The following is a 16,466-nucleotide window of genomic DNA, read 5'->3' as shown; positions in this document are numbered from 1 at the left end:
ATAGCATAGATGTCAAGTGGCAATAATAGATATTGTCTCGTGGCTATTGGCTCTGCTGAGTGCCGAATGCTGAGTGCTGCCTTCACGACACGAAGTAAATATCCGGCTTGTCCACCACGCCCGCCATCTTCATTACTTGCGGCACCATGGGGGAGGAGACAAAGCCACGCGCCTTGTCCACGTCGGTGACCTCAAAGAGGATGAAGACCTCGTTGGGATTGTCGAAGTTGCGCAGGACGCGGTCCACGCGCAGCCCGGCCTCGCGCTGGGCCTCGGCGTGCGAGTCGAAGACCTGCTTCCAGGCGTTGAAGTCGGCAACCTTGTGGCGGACGAGCATGAGGATCATAGCGGACTCCAGAGGGTGCGAGAACATGGTAACCCATGGATCCGAACCAGCCCGCCTTGGCCGAAGGATGACCGTTTTCAGAGCCACCGTGCGGGCCGAGATTACCCTGCCCCGCTCTCCGGAATAAACGAACCAAAGCCTCCGACCGCGCTGCGGCGCAACCCTAGCATGGCCAGTGTCCGGTACCAGCTTCGTCGGAAGGCGGATGGCATAGAAACCTGGATTTCAGAAGGTCGCTGCCACTCTCGAAGGCTGGCGGAAAGAATCCGGATCCCCTGCTGTTGCCAGCGCAACAGGACATGGGCCAGATCCTCCTTGGGCGTCCCTGAACTCGGCTGCACCAGCAGAACCTGGCGAACATCGTGATCAAGCAGAAAGCTCGCCGAAGGAAAGTCTTGCGGGAACACTATCCAACGATTGTCAAAGGCGCCCTTGCCCAGCTCTCGCTGACCTTGAAGGCGCTCTGAGTCGAGGATGAATACGGGCGGGGCGTCGGCTGGCAATCGCAGGTTCGACAGGGTCGGGCTGTAGTCGCAAATCGCCTTAACGATGGGACCCATGTCGATCGCCACCGGATAAGGTGTGTGGGAAAGCTCCGGCTGAGGAGCAGCATTCAGCACCGGAACCGGACGCCTGCCCCGGCCGGCCAGAGCCATCGCCAGTCCAATGGATTCCAGGCCGGGCAAGTCGAGAACAATTGCTTCCCTCTGCGCTGCATTCGCCAGCCATTCCACTTCGAGGTTGGGAGTCGGGGTTGGTTCTCCCAACATCAGGCCACAGTCGAGTTGCGCAAAGGTTACAGGGCTCACCCACGGCGACCAAACCGAATCCAGCGGAGCCCAGACTGCAAATATCTCCTCGCGAGTCATGAGCGACCTCCGTTGGGATGAATAAGCACGGCCGCGTCTTGGGCTTCATGGTCAACCAAGGGTTTCCGCGCCACGCGGCCGTACACCCCGGCTCGCTTTCCGTCGACCGTGAAGACCCCGAGGCAGGGAAACAGTGGCCCGTCCTCGGCGACCATAGGAGTAACCGCGAAGCGGCGTTGCAGAACCCATTCTTCAGGTTTCCGTGTCGCTTGGCGGACGATTTGCTCCATTTGTCTGCATGGAGTCACGCCCCTCATGCCAATGTCCTCTCCCATCCTCCCGAGTGCCGGCTTGATCACCCATTCATCGTCCGGCAACGCGGTAATCCTTTCCGGTAGTTCGCTTGGTGGCATCACCTTGCGCCAGGTAGGCAATGGGGTTCGCAGATCATCCCAGATCAGGGGAAATCGCTTCGATTGCAGCACGAGCGCTGTCGCCGGATTGCTGAGCGGCGTTCGACTTCCGTTGAAGTAGGGCTCCCACGACTCGCTGGCAAGCTGCGGCATCCACTCAGCGGGAAAGAATCGGACTACGGCGTCTGGAACCTGCCCCGCAAAGCCGACGCTCAACTCGGCCCGCTGGTGACGCCATGCGAGGTGAACCGGGCTAACCGCGACAGCGCGCGCTCCTCGACTTCGAAAGCAGCGGCACAGGTATTCCATGACTTCGCGGTCGTCTACGTATGCCGTGGCATGCACCAAGGCCACCAGCGCCCCGGGACCGGCGTGCCCGAGTGTCTCCCGAACATAGGCTTCCGCCGGATTGGGAAGCGCCTTCGCCCCTTCATAATGTTCCGCCATCAGGGAGGCAAAACCGCCCGCTTCAATGAATCCGCCGGGAACATCTGCATTGACTTCCGAGAGCCTCCAGCCGTCCCCAGTAGGGTGAAAATCGAATCGCATGACGCGAACTCCGTTGGCCGGCGGCTGGGAACGGCGCAGCACTCGGCGAATGGCGCGGGGCAGACCCAATCGTCGGTGCAAGTCCCGCCTCGACAAGAGTTCTCGCTCTGCGACCAACGCCTCCGCTGCGAGCGACTCAGCCAGAGCGCCGAGTGCCGCCCATTCTGCCTCTCCAATCAGCAACGGAAAGGGGGCGAGCACAGAATGGTCTTCGCATTGAACGTCCCACTTGCAGCAGTCGAAAATCGTCCTCGTGCGCACTTTGTGCCAGGCTTCGCCCGATAGGGCCGGCCCGGGCCTGAGGGTGAGGTTCATATCGGAACACCTAGGGCAAAGACGTAGCCAGCAGCGATTGCCACGTAGACAGCCGCAGGCAACGCTGAGACCGCAGGCTTGCGCAAGGAAGAAGGGCGGAACAGCAACTCAACCAGAATCGCCGCAGCTAAGAGAATCAGGACCGGCCAGCAGAATCGGATGAAATCGGGTACGAGCCTGCCTTCGACCCAATCGCCAGCCACCCCCGCCCCTAGAATCAGTCCGCAGGCCACGAGGAAACCGCCCAACCTCACTCCGCAACTGAGGTCTCGCTCCACCGTGATTTTCTCTGACAGGCCACCCAACCACTCCAATGCGAACCAAAGCAAGAACAGCGTCAGGGTGCTCAGGCCTGCCGCCGCGAACACCACCTGGACTCCCGGACCGTCGCCAATGTTGCCCCCTGAGAAACACAGCGTTACACCGAGGACCGCACCGCTCACTGCCCAAGTGGCCGCCGAGTTACCCCGCTGAAGGGCGTCGTCACGCGCGTTGATGCCCAGAAACGGAAAAAGCGCGGCCGCAGCCGCCAACCAGGCTATTCCGAGGAGTTCGTAGAAGGCCAGATAGAACGGATCGTTCCGCACATCGTGGGACGCTGCGGCGCGCAGCACAAGGAGCATTGCTGCCGCACTCGCGACGGGCGTCAGGCCGAGGAGGCTCCGGCTCCCGGCCGATGACGTCAGTGTGGTCACCGAAAACAGCGGTCGGTACCAGGACCACCAGCCCGTCAACGCCACCACAATGCTGCCCAGAAGTGTTATGCCCTCAATGTCCATCTACCGACACTCATCCCCCGCAACGCATCATTAACACAAAATCGACCCCTTAGAATACAGAGGGTGCCCGTTGTTCCCGTCCCCCTTCCCTCCCGTCTGCATGGGGTCGCCCTTCCGGCCTCGATTCCTTCTTCACGGTTACCAAGGCCTTACGGCCCAGGCTACCGGTCATTCCAGCAGCCGTAGGCGGACTGCGACGATCTGAGGACAAGTCAATCGTCGGCGTTCCAGACAGCCACACTTCGCAGTTCGCAAATCGCACGCGCCTCGATTTCCTCCGTTGACCTTCCCTGCTTCGTTGATTACACTCGCCTGTTCGCTGGGGATCGGTTTTTTCGGAATGGCTGAAACACGACGCGTGGGTGTGGTGCTGTTCCAGCTTGGTGGGCCGGACAGTCCGGAAGCGATTGAGCCCTTCCTGTTCAATCTCTTCTGCGACCCGGACATCATTGATTTTCCTTTTGCGCGCCTGGGACGGCGGCCGCTGGCCAAGCTGATCTCCACCACCCGCGCCCGCAAGGTCGCCCACCACTACGCCTCCATCGGGGGCTGCTCGCCCATCCGCCGCAATACCGAGCGCCAGGCCCGTGCTTTGGAAGCCCGCCTGAACGACGGGGGTTTGGCTGCCCGATGCGTGGTGGCCATGCGCTACTGGCATCCATTCACGGCGGAGGCCATTCAGGAACTGGACGCTTTCGGCTGTGACGAGATCGTGCTCTTGCCGCTCTACCCGCAGTATTCCTCGACCACCACGGGCAGCAGCCTGAATGAGTGGAACCGGCGGTTTCACCGCAACGGCGCCCCGGTGCATGTCATCCGCGAGTTCTACACCCACGGGCAATATCTCGACGCGCTGGCGGAGAAAATCGAAGCAACCCTGGCCCAGTTCCCTTCCCCTGAAGAAGCGGAGCTTGTGTTCAGCGCGCACTCGGTGCCGCTGAGCGTGATTGCGAAGGGCGACCCCTATCAGCGCCATATAGAAGATACGGTCCGGCGGGTGATGGCGCTGGGCGGATGGCGGAACCGGCATCGCCTCTGCTACCAGAGCAAGGTGGGGGCCAGCCGCTGGCTGCAGCCCTCGCTGCGCGCCACCGTGCGGGAGCTGGGGGCGGCGGGCGCGGAGCAGGTGTGCGTAGTGCCCATCTCGTTCGTCAGCGACCACGTGGAGACGCTGGGCGAGATCGACCACGAGGCGCGCGAGCTGGCCGGGTCGCTGGGCATCCGCGAGTTCCGCATGACGCCCGGGCTGAATGATTCGCCGCGCTTCATTGCCGCGCTGGCAGGGCTGGTGATGGGACAAATTCGAAATGAAGAACTAGAAATGCAAAGTGAAGAGCCCGAGACGAGGCTGGTAGCGGCGGACTAGGAGATTTCGTGATTGGGTGACTTGCTGATGGAACCAAACGGCTCATTGGGGAGATTGCAAATCACGAAATCACCAAATCACGAAATCGCTCAATATCGAAGGTAGCGGACACGATGGCAACCCCTCCCAACACGGAAACCAAGACTCCGGCGACGAAATACGTAGGGACGCCGGCGGTAGGGACGTCGCGGGCGGCTGCGGCGGCGGGCATCGCCGCGGTGGGCCCGGAGCAGACCGACGTCAACCAGCGGCGGCGGCGCCTGGTGTGGAGCTGCGTGGCGGCGTTCCTGGGCGCGTGGTTCATCGCCTTCTTCCGCTTCTTCCTGCCGCGCACGCTGTTCGAGCCTTCCACCATCTTCAAGGTGGGCACGCCCGCCGACTACGGCCTGGGCGTGGACACGAAGTACCAGCAGGCCTTCCGCATCTGGGTGGTGAAGAATCCCGACCGGCTGTTCGTGATCTACGCGCGCTGCACCCACCTGGGCTGCACGCCCGACTGGAAGCCCAGCGAGAACAAGTTCAAGTGCCCGTGCCACGGCTCGGGCTACGACTACGAGGGCATCAACTTCGAAGGACCCGCGCCGCGGCCCATGGACCGCGCGCACGTGGACCTGGACGCCACCGGGCAGATCGTGGTGGACACCAGCCGCCTGTACCAGTGGCCCAAGGGACAGACCAATCACTTCAACGATCCGGGAGCGTACGTGCAGTTGTAACCAGAGAGGGCGAGGAGACGCATGGCCCACGAAGAAGAACCGAAGACGACCAGCGCCGCGCCGGGCGACGGCAAGAACGGCGACGCGCGGGTCGGCCTGGTGGAGCGGGTGAAGGAAGACGTCGGCTCGCTCAAGCAGGAGATGGTGGAGAAGATCAAGGAGCAGAAGGAGGGGCTGAAAGACCCCACCAAGACCCAGCTCTTCACCTCCATCTTCCGCCACAAGCACGACGACACGCCGCGCAACCGGGCGCTGGGCGTGCTCTCGAACGTCTTTCTGCACCTGCATCCGGCCAAGATCAACCGCGATGCGGTGCGCTACAGCTATACCTGGGGCATGGGCGGCATCACCTTCTACCTGTTCATCGTGCTGACCTTCACCGGCGTCCTCCTCATGTTCTATTACCATCCGACGAAGGTGCAGGCGTTCCGCGACATCCTGTACCTGGAACATGACGTTCCGTTCGGGAAGATATTAAGGAACATGCACCGGTGGGCGGCGCACCTGATGATCATCACGGTGTGGCTGCACATGTTCCGGGTGTTCCTGACGGGGAGCTACAAGCGACCGCGGGAGTTCAACTGGGTGGTGGGGGTGATCCTGCTGGTGCTGACGCTGCTGCTCTCGTTCACCGGCTACCTGCTGCCGGACGACCAGTTGGGATTCTGGGCAGTGACGGTGGGCACCAACATGGCGCGGGCCACGCCCGGGCTGGGACACGAAGGGCCGTTCGGGCCGGAACTGCACATGACGCCGTACAACGACGTGCGCTTCGGGTTGCTGGGCGGGTCGATCGTGGACTCGAACGCCCTGCTGCGAGCGTACATATGGCATTGCATCGGAATCCCGATCCTGGCGTCGGTGTTCATGATCGTGCATTTCTGGCGGGTGCGGAAAGACGGCGGGATCTCCGGACCGGCTCCGGTGATATTGGAGAAGGAGATCAAGGAACCGCGAAGATGATGGAAACAGTGGCTAGTGGTCAGTGGCTAGTGGCTAGTAACCCACGTCCGCGCCGAGAAGCGGGGCGCAGACGTGGGGCACCGTCGAGGGTGAGGTAGCGCATGGATTGGCATCAGTTGTGGGAGATCATGTCGGCGCCGGACAACGTGCCCATCGTGGCCATGATCCCGCTGCTGGGGTTCTACATGTGGCTGGCCTGGAAGCAGGCAAGTGCCAACGACCGGCTGATCGCGCAGCTGGAGACCGACCCGGCGATGGCCAAGACGCACCACCGCAAGACGTGGCCGTTCGAGGCGGGGTGGCAGAAAGAAGTGCACGTGTGGCCCTTCCTGCTGAGGATCGAGTTCCTGGCGGCGATCATCGTGACGGTGATCCTGATGGTGTGGTCGATCACGCTGAACGCGCCGCTGGAAGAACCGGCGAATCCCAACCTGACGATGAACCCGGCCAAGGCGCCGTGGTACTTCCTGGGACTGCAGGAGATGCTGGTGTACTTCGACCCGTGGATCGCGGGAGTGGTGATGCCGACGCTGATCATCATCGGGCTGATGGCCATTCCCTACATCGACACGAACCCGGTGGGCAGCGGGTATTACACGTTCAAGCAGCGACGGTTCGCCATCCTGACATTCGCGTTCGGGTTCATCGTGCTGTGGGTGGCGTTCATCATCATCGGGACGTTCATCCGGGGGCCGGGATGGATGTGGTTCTGGCCGGGACAGACCTGGGACCACAACAAGCTGGTGTTCGAGGTAAACCGCGACCTACACGAGATCGTGGGCATCACGGCGCAGCCGTGGATCGGGTTATTCGGAGCGGCGGTAACGGGGGCGTACTTCATGATCGCCGGCCTGGCGGTGCACACGTTGTTCAAGTGGACCAATCCCAAGGATTACAAGCGCATGAGCTTCCTGCAGTACAACACCATGATGATCCTGATGCTGCTGATGCTCTCGCTGCCGGCGAAGATGCTGGCGCGGCTGCTGTTCCGAATCAAGTACGTGTGGGTGACGCCGTGGTTCAACGTGTGAAAAACCAGTGGCTAGTGGTCAGTGGCTAGTGGCTAGTTGAAAGGCGCGCTTCGATCCCACCCTGTCGCTCCAACATCGGGAGCGACAAGGATGGGGCAGCCCACGGGCAAGAACTAACGCGGAGGAAATGAGTGGCTGAACAGCAGAAGCCGGATCCGATCACCAGCAGGTCGTGGGCGCTGCATTACCTGATCGCGTCGGTGCTGATGATAGGGTCGCTGTTCTGGGCGCTGTGGGACGAGGCCTACGGGCAGCGTCCGTGGAAGCTGTTCCAGGACGAGTTCAAGGCGCGATACGGGTCGTTCCTGGGACGGCTACGGACGCAGTCGGAGGAGTCCGAGGCGGCCATCCGGCAGGAGCCGGAATACAAGAAGCTGGCCGCGTCCCTGGAGGCGGCGCAGCAGCAGGCCGCCCCACAGATCAAGGAGCTCAACCAGAAACTGGAGCAGATGGCAGCGAAGATCGCGGCCGTGCAGGCGGTGTTCACCGAGGCCAAGGCGTGGGCGGACGCCGAAACCTACCAGGTGGAAATCACCGCGGACGCGCAAGCGAAGGAACGCAAGCGCCAGCGGGTGGAGGAGTGGAAGAACAAGAAGCAGCACAGTGTGGAAATCCCCGGTGAGGGAAAGCAGGTCTTCGATTACCACCAGCTGGAAGACAAGTACAACGAGCTGAAGGCGGAGCGCTCGCGCCTGACGCTGGAACTGGCCGACGTGCTGAAGCCGGTCAACGAGATCCGCGACCAGGCTGCGGCGTACATGGCGGAGCGGCTGACGTCGCTGACGCCGGAGCAGATCGACGGGTTGCGCAAGAAATACGCGGAGTGGGAACCGAACCTGAAGGACGTGCAGATCAACGTGGCGGAGACCAACGTGGTGGACCGCTGCGAGAGCTGCCACATGGGAGTGCGGCAGCCGGTAGCGCTGACGCTGGCCTCCATGACCGTGGGCAAGGAGGCGGACGCGTATGCGCGGGCGTTCGTGGGACATCCCAAGCCCGAGCTGCTGGACATTCACAGTCCGGACCGTTTCGGCTGTACGCCGTGCCACGGAGGCAACGGGCGGGCGGCATCCAGCGTGACCAAAGGGCACGGACGGCACAAGTACTGGCTGTGGCCGCTGTTCTACAAAGAGAACATGGAGGCGGGATGCCAGACCTGCCACGCCGCGGACATGGTGCTGGCCAAGGGGTACGACCTGGCGGAAACGATCAATGAGGGCAAGCGGCTGTTCCAGGTGCGGGGCTGCGTGGGCTGTCATCGTTACGAGGGCTACGATCCGGAACCGGAGCGGCTGATCGCGCTGAACCAGCAAGTGCGGCTGCTGGAGTCGCAGCGGAAGGAAAACCTGCGTCAGGTGGTGTTACTGCAGAAGCAGGCCGATGCGGCGCCGGACAACGAGACGGCGGCGGCGCTGAACCAACAGGCGCTGAACCTGCGGGTGGGCGTGAGCCAGATCGACGGGCGGCTGGAGCAGGTGGACCTGGAAATGCGCGGCCTGATGCGCGACCAGAAGAAGGTGGGGCCGAACCTGAAGGACATCCGGGCCAAGCTGCGGCGGGACTGGATCCCGGTGTGGCTGCACAAGCCAAGCGAATTCCGGCCGACCACGAAGATGCCGGACTTCCGGCTGAGCCAAGAGCAGATCCGGTCCATCTCGGCGTACCTCTGGCAGGCGTCGCTGAAGGACACGGTGCCGGCGCGCAAGACCGGGAATCCGGTGCAAGGCAAAGAGCTTTTGGAAACACGCGGATGCCTGGGCTGCCACTCGATGGGCGAAGGCAGCGAGATGCAGGGCGGCGACTTCGCGGCCAACCTGACGCGGCTGGGAGAAAAGGCGAACTACGACTACATCGTGCGCTGGATCCTGGACCCGAAGCAGCGGCTGCGTCCGTATTGTCCGCTGGAGAAGAAGGACATCGGTCCCGAGGACTACGCCAAGAAGGGCCTGCCCTACGTGTTCGACGCGGAGCATTCCAAGTGCCCGAACGACGGACGGGAGCTGCAGGTGCAGCAGATGACGGTGATGCCCGACCTGCGGCTGACGGAGCAGGAGGCGGGCGACATCGCCACCTACCTGATGACGCAGAAGCAAAAGGAGCCGTCGGCGTACGGGGACGCCTCCTGGATGGAAGACCCGAAGCTGAAGGAGGAAGGACGGCGCTGGGTACGGCACTTCGGCTGCGCCGGCTGCCATGAGATCTCCGGCTTCGAGGACGAGGGGCGAATCGGGACGGAGCTGACGGTGGAGGGTTCGAAGCCGATCGAGCGGCTCGACTTCGCGCTGCTGACGCATCCGGCAAAGGAAGGCATCGATCCGCTGACCGGCAAGAAGGGGCGGCCGTGGTACGACCACAAGGGCTTCTTCGAGCATAAGCTGGCCAAGCCGGACATCTACGACCTGGGGAAGATCCGGAGCGAGACGGAGAAGCTGCGCATGCCCGATCCGCACCTGACGCCGGAGCAGATCCGGGCGCTGGTGACCTTCCTGCTGGGCAGCCGGGAAAGCACGCACGAGCTGCCGCTGGCGGCGAGCTACGTGTACAAGCCGGGAGACTCGCGGCGCGACGTGCAGGAAGGCTGGTGGCTGGTGCGCAAGTACAACTGCACGGGCTGCCACCAGTTCCTGCCCAACCAGACGACGTCGTTCCTGCAGATGGCGCGGTACCAGGATCCGGACTGGAAAGAACAGCTGCCGCCGCAACTGCTGACCGAGGGCGCGCGGGTGAATCCGGACTGGCTGCTGCACTTCCTGAAGAATCCGGCACTGAGCGAGACCGACACGGCGCGGAACGGAGTGCGTCCGTACCTGAAGGCGCACATGCCGACCTTCGCGTTTTCCGATAACGAACTGCGCAAGCTGGTGCGGTTCTTCCAGGCCCTGTCGCAGCAGCCGATGCCGTACATCCCACAACCGATGGAGACGCTGACGGCCAAAGAGACGGACATGGCGCGCAGCCTGTTCACCTCCACGGCCGCGCCCTGCCTGAAGTGCCACGCTACAGGAGATCCGGCGCACGACCGCACCGCCACGGCGCCCAACTTCCTGCTGGCGAAAGGACGGCTCAAGCCGGGGTGGACGGAGCGCTGGCTGCTGGATCCGCAGGCCATCAGTCCGGGGACGTCGATGCCCAGCGGGCTGTTCCGCAAGCAAGAGAATCAGTGGGTGTTCAACGGCCCGGTGCCACCGTCGTTTGCCGGATTCACCCAGGACCACACCAAGCTGCTGGTGCGCTACATGTTCCAGTTGACGCCGGAGGAGCAGCGGAGGGCGGGAGCGCGCGGGCTGGCGCAAACGGGAAGGCCGAAGGTCCAGGTGGCCGGGGGCAGGAGGCAGGACGCAGGCGGGTCGAAATAGGTGTCAGGTCTCAGGCGTCGGATCCAGAAAGGGCGCGCGAGGATCCTGTCCGCACAGGCATATTCGCAGCAGCCGAAAACCGAACCGTTATTGAATCTTTGGGAACGGCAACGGCATTGCCCCTCGACTCCGCCCGCATGGCGGGCTGCGCTCGGGGTGACAGAGTTTTAGCTCGGTCGCGCTCGCTGGGGATGACAAACGCAAAAACAGACCGCTCAAGGTAGAATGGACAGTTTGGTTGCAGCAAGAATCCCTCCCAGGAAAGGTTGACGAAATCATGAGCAGAGCCAAGTGGTACGTGGCGGCGGCAGCGCTGATGGTGATGGCGCTGGCGGTCGCCGGATGTCAGAAGGAACAGACCGCCACCGAGGAAGCGCAGATGGCGCAGCCGGCCCCGGCCAAGGCCACGCCGATCGATCCGGCCACGGTAGGCAGCGTGAGCGGAACGGTGAAGTTCGAGGGCACGCCGCCCAAGGCGGTGCGCATCGACATGAGCCAGGACCCGGCGTGCAAGGCGACTTCCACGAGCCCCGCGATGTCGGAGATGGTGGTAGTGGACAAGGGCAACCTGGCCAACGTGTTCGTGTACGTAAAGGACGGGCTGGGCGACCGAACCTTCGACGTGCCCACAGAGAAGGTGACCATTGACCAGCACGGCTGCCGTTATCATCCGCACGTGGAAGGAGTGATGGCGGGGCAAACGGTGGAAATCCTGAACAGCGACGACACCACGCACAACATCCACCCCACGCCGGCGCCAGCCAGCGGCAACCGCGAATGGAACGAGTCTCAGGCCCCGAAGGCCACACCGCTGGAGAAGACCTTCGCGCGGGAAGAGCTGATGCTGCCGGTGAAGTGCAACCAGCACCCGTGGATGAAGATGTACATCAACGTGGTGAAGAACCCGTTCTTCGCGGTAAGCGGCGCGGACGGCACATTCGAGATCAAGGGCCTGCCGCCGGGCGAATACACCATTGCCGCCGTGCACGAGAAGCTGGGCGAGCAGACGATGAAGGTGACGATCGCGGCCAAGGAAGCGAAGACGGCGGAGTTTTCGTTCAAAGGACAGTAGAAACCAGTGGCTAGTGGTTAGTGACTCGTGGCTAGTAGGGGTTCCTCGATTCGCAAGAGGAGTCCGCGCAGCGGACTCCTCTTCGCGCACTCGGGATGACAGCGTGGGCAAGTCACGCGGAATGACAGCTTGATCGGGATGAGGGCGGCGCACCACAACGCGTATCACGCGGGACATCATCGGTTCGCCGTGTTCACGGCGGCGGTGACGTTCATGCTGCTGATCGCGGGGGCGCTGGTCACGTCGAATGACGCCGGACTGGCAGTGCCGGATTGGCCGACTTCGTTCGGGTCACTCTACAAGATTCCGCCCATGGTGGGCGGCGTGAAGTACGAGCACGGACACCGCATGGTGGCCCAGTTCGTGGGACTGCTGACCATCATCCTGGCGGTGTGGACGCACCGCGTGGAACACCGGGGCTGGATGCGCGGTTTGGGCTGGGCGGCGCTGGCGCTGGTGATCGTGCAGGGCGTGCTGGGCGGAGTGACGGTGCTGTTCTTCCTGCCGCCAGCGGTCTCGACCGCACATGCGACGCTGGCACAAACATTCTTCTGCACGGTGGTGTTGATGGCGTTGTTCACGAGCCGAGGCTGGGTGGAGGAAGAAGCGCGCATGGCGCTGGATGTACGACGGCCCCGGCTGACGACGCTGGCCGCGTGGTCGGCGGCCTTCATCCTGCTGCAACTGATCCTGGGGGCCGCCTTCCGGCACTCGGGGATGAAGCTGCTGCCACACCTGATTCTGGCGGGGGTGGTGACGGTGCTGGTATTGTGGACGGCGGTGCGCGCGTTGATGGACTACTCCCATGCCCCGGAAATCTTCCAGCCGGCGATCGTGCTGCTGGTGCTGCTGGTGGCGCAGCTGGGGCTGGGCTTCGGGGCCTACCTGACCCGAGTGGAATGGAGCCAGGAGGCAGCGCAACCGCTGACCAGCATGGTGGCGACGACGGTGGCGCACGTGGCGGTAGGCGCGCTGCTGCTGGCCGCCTCGGTGGTGCTGGTCGCGCAGACGCGACGACACCTGGCCGATCCAGACGAGTCACACGCCGGACACCGGCACAACTCCCGTACTCCCAAGGCGGTGCACGCATGAGCGCAGCAAGCCAGGCGCTGCGGATGGCACGCGGCGGAGTGGCGGGTGTGGCCGCCGACTACGGCGAACTGATGAAGCTGCGCGTCACCTCGCTGATCGTGATGACGGCGTGGTGCGGGTATTACCTGGGCGCATTGAAGGCGGGCGTATCGCCCTGGTCGTGGGCGGTGTTGCATGCGCTGGCGGGAATCGGGCTGGTGGCGGGCGGAACCGGAGCGCTCAACCAAGTGATGGAGCGCGAGGGCGACCGCCTGATGCGGCGCACCGACCGGCGTCCGCTGCCTGCCGGGCGCATGAGCACGTGGCACGCGGCCGCGGTGGGCCTGGCGGCAACGCTGGGCGGGGCCGTGTACCTGGCGCTGACCACCAATGTGCTGACCGGCCTGCTGGCGCTGGCAACCTCCGCAACGTATCTGGGACTGTATACGCCGCTCAAGAAGATTTCGCCGGCGTGCACGTTCGTGGGCGCGTTTCCGGGCGCGATGCCGCCGCTGCTGGGCTGGGCAGCCGCGCGCGGACGCGTGGAATGGGAGGCGGTGGTGCTGTTCGGGATCGTCTTCCTGTGGCAGTTTCCGCACTTCCACTCCATCGCGTGGCTGTACCGCGAGGACTACGAGCGCGCGGGAATCCTGATGCGGCCGGTGGTGGACGGAGACGGGCGGGCCACGGCGCGCGAGATCCTGTTCTATTCCCTGGCGCTCATCCCGGTGAGCCTGGCCCCCAGCTTCCTGCACATGAGCGGAACGGTGTACCTGGCGGGAGCGCTGGCGCTGGGCGCGGCGTTCCTGGCATTCGGGGTGCGGCTGGCGGCGGCCGGCATGCCGCCTTCGGCGCCGCGGTCGAAGGCGCCGGCGCGGCAGTTGCTCCAGGCATCGGTATTCTACCTTCCGCTGCTGTTCGCGCTCATGATGCTGAACGCCGCCGGGTAGAGATGTCTGCCGCACCGGCAAGAGAAGTCCCGGCGGTTCCCGCACCAGCCATGAGCCTTCCAGTGATCCAAGTCGAAGCCATCCGCCACCGCTACGATGGGCGCGTGGCGCTGGACTCGGTGACGTTCGAGGTCGCCGAAGCGGAGATCTTCGGGCTGCTGGGCCCGAACGGCAGCGGCAAGACCACGCTGTTCCGCATCCTTTCCACATTGATGCTGCCCGAGGCGGGACGCGCCGTGGTCCGCGGACGAGATGCCGCGGGCGATGCCAGCGGAGTGCGGCGCGAAATCGGCGTGGTGTTCCAGGCGCGCAGCGTGGACGTGAAGCTGACCGTCACCGAGAACCTGCGTCACCAGGGACACCTGTATGGACTGCGGGGAGCGGCGCTGGATGCGCGTATTCGCGAGATGCTGGAGCGGCTGGGATTGGCCGGGCGCGCGGACGACCGGGTGGAAAAACTCTCGGGTGGAATGCAGCGGCGCGTGGAGCTGGCCAAGGGCTTGCTGCACCGACCATCGGTGCTGCTGATGGATGAACCTTCGACGGGCCTGGATCCGGGAGCGCGGCGCGACCTGTGGCAGTACCTGGAGATGCTGCGCGACAGCGAGCGGGTGACCATTGTCACCACCACGCACCTGATGGAAGAGGCGGAGCGCTGCGACCGGCTGGCCATCCTGAATGAGGGGCGATTGGTCGCGCTGGGGACGCCGGCGGAGTTGAAGAACGCGATCGGCGGCGACGTGATCCTGCTGGATGCGCGCGATCCCGAGCGTACCGCTACACGCCTGGCAGAACGGTTCGGCGTCCAGCCTGCGGTGATCGACGGGCGCATCCGCCTGGAACGCGAGGGTGGGCACCGATTCGTGAATGAAGTGATGGAGGCGTTCCCGGGAGAGATCCGCGGCATCTCGGTGAGTGAGCCGACGCTGGAGGATGTGTTCATCGACCGCACGGGACACCGGTTCTGGAACGAAGGGCAGGAACCATGAGCGCGACCGCCGCACGAGCCGAAACGCGAAGCGACGCCCTGCTGTTGCCGGTGGCGTCCCTGTGGTGGCGGGAGATCGTGCGCTTCTACCGGCAACCCAGCCGCGTGGTGGGCGTGATCGCCTCCCCGCTGGTGTTCTGGCTGGTGATCGGGTCGGGCTTCGGGACCAGCTTCCGCGGCGCGGGCGGGAGCGATCCGCATTATCTGGAATATTTCTTCCCCGGGGCGCTGGTGATGATCGTGCTCTTCACCTCCATCTTTGCCATGATGTCGGTGATCGAGGACCGGCGGGAGGGCTTCCTGCTCTCGGTGCTGGTGGCGCCGATTCGTCGCTCGGCCATCGTGCTGGCCAAAGTGCTGGGCGGAACGACGCTGGCCGGCATCCAGGGACTGGCGTTCCTCATCTTTGCGCCGCTGGTGGGGGCAAAACCCGGGCCGGCGGAGTTGCTGCTGGTGGGGCTGATTGTGTTCCTGATGTCGTTCGCGCTGACTGCGTTGGGATTCGCCGTGGCCTGGCGACTGGATTCGACGCAGGGATTCCACGCCATCGTGAACCTGTTCCTGATCCCGCTGTGGCTGCTTTCCGGGGCGCTGTTCCCCATCCACGGGGCGTCGGGATGGATCCGGGTGCTGATGCGGGCGAACCCGCTGACCTATGGCGTGGAATCGCTGCGGGCGGTGCTCTTCCCGGCCGCGGGAACGACCTCGAGCGGATTGCCGCTTTCCGGCGCCCTGGTGGTGCAAGCGGCGTTCTGCGTGGTGATGTTCGCCATCGCGTATCGCGAGGCCAACCGGAGAACGACCAAGCCGGCAGCGTGAGGACGATGGACTACAGCGTCTTCCCAATTATCAACGCCACGCTGAACGGCACCAGCGCGGTGCTGCTGGTCACCGGGCGGGAGATGATCCGGCGCAAGCGCGTGACCGCGCACCGGGCGTGCATGGGCGCGGCGGTGGCGTGCTCGGCGCTGTTCCTGTGCTTCTACCTCTATTACCACTACCACGTGGGCTCGGTGCGGTTCCAGGGACAGGGATGGGTACGGCCGGTGTATTTCACCATCCTGCTCTCGCACACGACGCTGGCCGTGACCCTGGTGCCGATGGTGATGGTCACGCTGGCGCGCGCCCTGCGCGAGCGCTTCGACCGGCACAAGGCCATCGCGCGCTGGACCTATCCCGTGTGGCTGTACGTTTCCGTCACCGGCGTGGTGATCTACGTGATGCTGTACCATCTGTTCCGGTCATGAAGGCGGCGCGGGTGCGGCTGAAGATCGACATCGGCGGGACGGTGGGCGACGAGGCCTGGAAGGCGATCCGGCATTTCGATCCGGTCGAGAGCGTGGCGTATGGCGAAGAGTTCGGCACGAGCGGCGAATGCCAGCATGCGCCGGGCGCTCCTCACGCCAAAGGAGAGTGGCGCGGGGCGGTGATCCGTCTGCAGACGCCGCTGCTGGCACAGTACGCGGTGACGCATTACCTGGAGCAGAAGCGAGTGATGGATGCGGATGTGGAGTAACTACGAATCGTGAACTGCGAACTCTGAACTGACGCCTGGGATCTTGCCCACCGAACCTACATCTCTTCCAACAGCCACGCGCTCGGGCATGTCCACGCGCGCGCGAGTGATCTTCTTCACGGTGGCGTGGCTGATCGTACTGATGCCGTTCCTGTTCTGGCGCAGCACGTGGTTCGGACGGCCGCTCTCAGACAAGGACGTGGGCGAGTACCTGCGCGACGACTCC

Annotated in this window: 16 protein-coding genes; 12 read left to right on the top strand and 4 right to left on the bottom strand. The window is 64.0% G+C overall.

Going from position 1 to position 16,466, the window contains the following annotated elements:
- Positions 1 to 82 precede the first annotated feature (82 nt).
- From VLE48_12655 to VLE48_12640, 4 genes are all read right to left on the bottom strand, one after another.
- Positions 83 to 346 (bottom strand): hypothetical protein, encoded by a 264-nt coding sequence (locus VLE48_12655; GenBank protein HSA93855.1) that lies wholly within the window; start codon positions 344 to 346, stop codon positions 83 to 85.
- Positions 347 to 447: 101 nt separating this feature from the next.
- Positions 448 to 1,215, bottom strand: coding sequence for a hypothetical protein (locus VLE48_12650; GenBank protein HSA93854.1), 768 nt, complete (start codon positions 1,213 to 1,215; stop codon positions 448 to 450).
- Positions 1,212 to 2,432 carry a glutathionylspermidine synthase family protein gene (locus VLE48_12645; protein ID HSA93853.1) on the bottom strand — a complete coding sequence of 407 codons (1,221 nt, stop codon included), beginning with the start codon at positions 2,430 to 2,432 and terminating at the stop codon, positions 1,212 to 1,214. Before VLE48_12645 ends, VLE48_12650 begins: the two co-directional genes overlap by 4 nt.
- Positions 2,429 to 3,211, bottom strand: coding sequence for a hypothetical protein (locus tag VLE48_12640; GenBank protein ID HSA93852.1), 783 nt, complete (start codon positions 3,209 to 3,211; stop codon positions 2,429 to 2,431). The genes VLE48_12645 and VLE48_12640 overlap by 4 nt, the downstream gene beginning before the upstream one ends.
- Positions 3,212 to 3,551: 340 nt before the next feature.
- Between VLE48_12640 and hemH the strand changes: the two genes are divergently transcribed.
- The 12 genes from hemH (at position 3,552) to VLE48_12580 (ending at position 16,240) form a co-directional block, all read left to right on the top strand.
- Positions 3,552 to 4,577, top strand: a complete 1,026-nt coding sequence (hemH, locus tag VLE48_12635; protein HSA93851.1) for a ferrochelatase — start codon at positions 3,552 to 3,554, stop codon at positions 4,575 to 4,577.
- Positions 4,578 to 4,690: 113 nt separating this feature from the next.
- Positions 4,691 to 5,293 (top strand): Rieske 2Fe-2S domain-containing protein, encoded by a 603-nt coding sequence (locus tag VLE48_12630; GenBank protein HSA93850.1) that lies wholly within the window; start codon positions 4,691 to 4,693, stop codon positions 5,291 to 5,293.
- A 21-nt stretch (positions 5,294 to 5,314) separates the two neighbouring features.
- Positions 5,315 to 6,256: a cytochrome b N-terminal domain-containing protein gene (locus VLE48_12625; GenBank protein HSA93849.1), complete on the top strand. Its 942-nt coding sequence runs from the start codon at positions 5,315 to 5,317 to the stop codon at positions 6,254 to 6,256.
- Positions 6,257 to 6,357: 101 nt separating this feature from the next.
- Complete coding sequence (locus VLE48_12620) at positions 6,358 to 7,287, top strand: hypothetical protein (GenBank protein HSA93848.1); 930 nt, start codon at positions 6,358 to 6,360, stop codon at positions 7,285 to 7,287.
- Positions 7,288 to 7,418: 131 nt separating this feature from the next.
- The gene (locus VLE48_12615) at positions 7,419 to 10,643 is read left to right on the top strand and encodes a hypothetical protein (GenBank protein HSA93847.1); all 3,225 of its coding nucleotides are present in this window, start codon (positions 7,419 to 7,421) and stop codon (positions 10,641 to 10,643) included.
- A gap of 277 nt (positions 10,644 to 10,920) precedes the next feature.
- Positions 10,921 to 11,715 (top strand): hypothetical protein, encoded by a 795-nt coding sequence (locus VLE48_12610; protein HSA93846.1) that lies wholly within the window; start codon positions 10,921 to 10,923, stop codon positions 11,713 to 11,715.
- Positions 11,716 to 11,853: 138 nt separating this feature from the next.
- Positions 11,854 to 12,807 (top strand): COX15/CtaA family protein, encoded by a 954-nt coding sequence (locus VLE48_12605; GenBank protein HSA93845.1) that lies wholly within the window; start codon positions 11,854 to 11,856, stop codon positions 12,805 to 12,807.
- On the top strand, positions 12,804 to 13,736 hold the full coding sequence (gene cyoE / locus VLE48_12600; protein ID HSA93844.1) for a heme o synthase: 933 nt from the start codon (positions 12,804 to 12,806) through the stop codon (positions 13,734 to 13,736). Before VLE48_12605 ends, cyoE begins: the two co-directional genes overlap by 4 nt.
- 62 nt (positions 13,737 to 13,798) lie before the next feature.
- Positions 13,799 to 14,725 carry an ABC transporter ATP-binding protein gene (locus tag VLE48_12595; GenBank protein ID HSA93843.1) on the top strand — a complete coding sequence of 309 codons (927 nt, stop codon included), beginning with the start codon at positions 13,799 to 13,801 and terminating at the stop codon, positions 14,723 to 14,725.
- Positions 14,722 to 15,543, top strand: a complete 822-nt coding sequence (locus VLE48_12590; protein ID HSA93842.1) for an ABC transporter permease — start codon at positions 14,722 to 14,724, stop codon at positions 15,541 to 15,543. Before VLE48_12595 ends, VLE48_12590 begins: the two co-directional genes overlap by 4 nt.
- A gap of 5 nt (positions 15,544 to 15,548) precedes the next feature.
- Positions 15,549 to 15,971 (top strand): DUF420 domain-containing protein, encoded by a 423-nt coding sequence (locus VLE48_12585; protein HSA93841.1) that lies wholly within the window; start codon positions 15,549 to 15,551, stop codon positions 15,969 to 15,971.
- Positions 15,968 to 16,240 carry a hypothetical protein gene (locus VLE48_12580; protein HSA93840.1) on the top strand — a complete coding sequence of 91 codons (273 nt, stop codon included), beginning with the start codon at positions 15,968 to 15,970 and terminating at the stop codon, positions 16,238 to 16,240. The genes VLE48_12585 and VLE48_12580 overlap by 4 nt, the downstream gene beginning before the upstream one ends.
- Positions 16,241 to 16,466 lie beyond the last annotated feature (226 nt).

This window comes from Terriglobales bacterium (genome assembly GCA_035454605.1).
Taxonomy (GTDB): domain Bacteria; phylum Acidobacteriota; class Terriglobia; order Terriglobales; family Acidobacteriaceae; genus DATMAB01.
This window is presented reverse-complemented; position numbering and strand designations above follow the sequence as displayed.

Coding starts and splice junctions, on each gene's coding strand:
- VLE48_12655 (HSA93855.1), bottom strand. CDS start 346: ATGATCCTCATGCTCGTCCGCCACAAGGTTGCCGACTTCAACGCCTGG.
- VLE48_12650 (HSA93854.1), bottom strand. CDS start 1,215: ATGACTCGCGAGGAGATATTTGCAGTCTGGGCTCCGCTGGATTCGGTT.
- VLE48_12645 (HSA93853.1), bottom strand. CDS start 2,432: ATGAACCTCACCCTCAGGCCCGGGCCGGCCCTATCGGGCGAAGCCTGG.
- VLE48_12640 (HSA93852.1), bottom strand. CDS start 3,211: ATGGACATTGAGGGCATAACACTTCTGGGCAGCATTGTGGTGGCGTTG.
- hemH (HSA93851.1), top strand. CDS start 3,552: ATGGCTGAAACACGACGCGTGGGTGTGGTGCTGTTCCAGCTTGGTGGG.
- VLE48_12630 (HSA93850.1), top strand. CDS start 4,691: ATGGCAACCCCTCCCAACACGGAAACCAAGACTCCGGCGACGAAATAC.
- VLE48_12625 (HSA93849.1), top strand. CDS start 5,315: ATGGCCCACGAAGAAGAACCGAAGACGACCAGCGCCGCGCCGGGCGAC.
- VLE48_12620 (HSA93848.1), top strand. CDS start 6,358: ATGGATTGGCATCAGTTGTGGGAGATCATGTCGGCGCCGGACAACGTG.
- VLE48_12610 (HSA93846.1), top strand. CDS start 10,921: ATGAGCAGAGCCAAGTGGTACGTGGCGGCGGCAGCGCTGATGGTGATG.
- VLE48_12605 (HSA93845.1), top strand. CDS start 11,854: ATGAGGGCGGCGCACCACAACGCGTATCACGCGGGACATCATCGGTTC.
- cyoE (HSA93844.1), top strand. CDS start 12,804: ATGAGCGCAGCAAGCCAGGCGCTGCGGATGGCACGCGGCGGAGTGGCG.
- VLE48_12590 (HSA93842.1), top strand. CDS start 14,722: ATGAGCGCGACCGCCGCACGAGCCGAAACGCGAAGCGACGCCCTGCTG.
- VLE48_12585 (HSA93841.1), top strand. CDS start 15,549: ATGGACTACAGCGTCTTCCCAATTATCAACGCCACGCTGAACGGCACC.
- VLE48_12580 (HSA93840.1), top strand. CDS start 15,968: ATGAAGGCGGCGCGGGTGCGGCTGAAGATCGACATCGGCGGGACGGTG.